The organism is Planktothrix sp. FACHB-1355, from assembly GCF_014748295.1.
Lineage (GTDB): Bacteria > Cyanobacteriota > Cyanobacteriia > Cyanobacteriales > Aerosakkonemataceae > Aerosakkonema > Aerosakkonema funiforme_A.
On the sequence record NZ_JACJUP010001146.1, the window covers coordinates 1 to 2200 of the forward strand.

Annotated in this window: 2 protein-coding genes; one reads left to right on the plus strand and one right to left on the minus strand. The window is 40.5% G+C overall.

Translation table 11 applies throughout. From position 1 onward, the window contains the following. Positions 1-42: 42 nt before the first annotated feature. Entirely contained in the window at positions 43-582 is a 540-nt protein-coding gene (locus H6S82_RS30045) for a hypothetical protein (RefSeq protein WP_190464230.1), read from the minus strand. Between the two features lie 124 nt (positions 583-706). Here H6S82_RS30045 and H6S82_RS30050 point away from each other — a divergent pair, with 124 nt between their 5' ends. After that, positions 707-1543, plus strand: coding sequence for a DUF1838 family protein (locus tag H6S82_RS30050; protein ID WP_190464232.1), 837 nt, complete (start codon positions 707-709; stop codon positions 1541-1543). Positions 1544-2200 lie beyond the last annotated feature (657 nt).

Sequence of the window (2200 nt, forward strand, 5' to 3'; positions counted from 1 at the left end):
ATTCCTTCTTCCCTAGCCCCTAGTCCCTAACCCCTAGCCCCTTTACTCAGGTACAACTTTTTGTAGTGCCTGACTGATTAATTGTCGTTGTTCGCTATCGTAGCCCCAGCGTTCGAGAAAACTTTTGTATTTTCCTGCTTCGTTGGTGGCACTTTTGAGTATTTCCCGGCAGCAGGAGTATACTTCAGGAATATCGATCAGTTTAATCAGATGGGATGTGCGATCGCACACTCTCTCGCTAGACTTTGCCATCTCTTCGTTACCGTTGCGGCGATGGCTAAGCGCCGTTGCGGCAGACATCGCGACGTTCTTCGCCAATAATTCTGACACGGTATCCGGATGCGATCGCAATGCCCGCACCACTTCCTCTGTTGGATTATCTCCCGCAGTCGCCTCAGATGTCAGGTAGGTGACGAAAAACCCTCTCGCACCGTTTTCAGTTTTAGCTAACTCCGAAACAACCGTTTCTATCTCTGATGGGGATATTTCACCTGCTTCCATCTTCTCCACAACATAGTAACTCAGAGCAATAGCCTGCTCAAACGTTACATCTGACGGAATTTTTACAGAAGATTCAACCATTTCAACCGCCCGTTATCGATAATGCTGCGCTTTTTCTCAATTCTAACTAAAGATAGTTGTTTTTTGCACGCTTTTCACTTAGTTTTTAGTGTAGTTCTCACATCTAGTTATTTTGGTAGAAAATATGAGCTTAGCCAAATCAACTATTACCGATGAGCAGTTTGTTAAGGTACGTTGCAGCACTGACGCCAGAACTCACTATTTTGAAGCTACAGGTGCCATGTATGCCCAACCTATGGATGATGATGAGCCCCTGCACTTGTTTGATTTTTTGGGGGTGGATATCTCACGTTGCCTTAAGGATGAGGCTACTTCTCGTTGGACATTGGTGAGTCGGAAAATTACGCTTTATCTCGACACTCAAACTGGTGAAGTTTTAAAGTCGTGGCAAAATCCTTGGACTGGTGAAAAGCTTAATGTTTTGCACCGTTCATACGATTACCAAGAGTTCCAAGTTCCCCAAGCAATAATAGCTCATATAGCTCCAGAAATTTCTTATATATCCTTAGATTTCAATTTGAAATTACCAAACCAGCTAGCAAGCTATCCTAAATATGCTGAATATTCTCCCGAAAAATATCTCCGAGCATCAGATTCTTATAAATTTATTTTTCCCACAAAGATGCTTGACGATGTGGCAGTTAGCTCTAGCACAAACAGATCTGTAGCGTTATCTTACTATCGAATGGGCCCTTGGGAACCTTGGATGAAAATGAAGGGAAAGCCGGGGTTTTTAGTTTTGAATTACACAGGCAGCAAAACAGATGTATTTGAAGAGTTACACCCAAGTATCAAAGAGGTAATTCAAGAACGAATGCCTTTATTTCGCGAAGCTCCTCTCTGTAGGTTAGACCGTTCGATCGCTACAAGTTGGAGTCGCTTTGAAGAACAGTTTGATGCTTATTTACGAGGCGAAGAATTTCCCTTGCCAGCACCTATAATAAATGAGCCTTGCCTGTAGCGAGTATCTTCATAAATTTTGAAAAAACGAATAATTCCAAGTTAATTTCCCTCTCCCTGTCAACGCAGCCAAACCTTCCTGGGTCATACCTGAGCCAAGAAGGTCTGGGTGCTACAATGGGATATTATGAGAACACTCAACGTTTATCGCCAAAACCGCTATTATTGAGGAGCGCTCCTCACTTTGGCGATAATAAAGTGGAGCAAGCGACAAAAACTCCACACCGTTTATGCAGTTAAGCAAGCACTGTTAGGACATCTATCATCGCTTTTTATTTGATGTCCAATCATGGGCTATAGCGGCATAAAACCCATTCAGTACTGTTTCTTTTCTTTACTAAGAATAACTAACTGCCTGCTTAAATTAGATCGTCCGATAGGCGTAATTATACTCAACCACTAGAAGTAATTACCTAGCCTGTAACTACAAAAAGAAGAGGTAGTTTATAAAAAAATTATAAAAAAATTGAATTTTTGAATTTAATATAATAAAATATTTGTCTTGTCGTATAAAATAATAAAATTGTAGCTTTTACTTTTTAAATTAGAGAAAAATATTTAATTTTTTATTTATAAAGTCATTCAGCAGTAAAAAGCCTCATTTGTGAGAAGCCGACAACTTTTGAGTATGAAATTGGACGGTGAAGTAGCACCCATC

What these genes read in the sequence shown, in the direction of transcription:
- H6S82_RS30045 (WP_190464230.1), bottom strand. Translation starts at nt 582, where the DNA reads ATGGTTGAATCTTCTGTAAAAATTCCGTCAGATGTAACGTTTGAGCAG.
- H6S82_RS30050 (WP_190464232.1), top strand. Translation starts at nt 707, where the DNA reads ATGAGCTTAGCCAAATCAACTATTACCGATGAGCAGTTTGTTAAGGTA.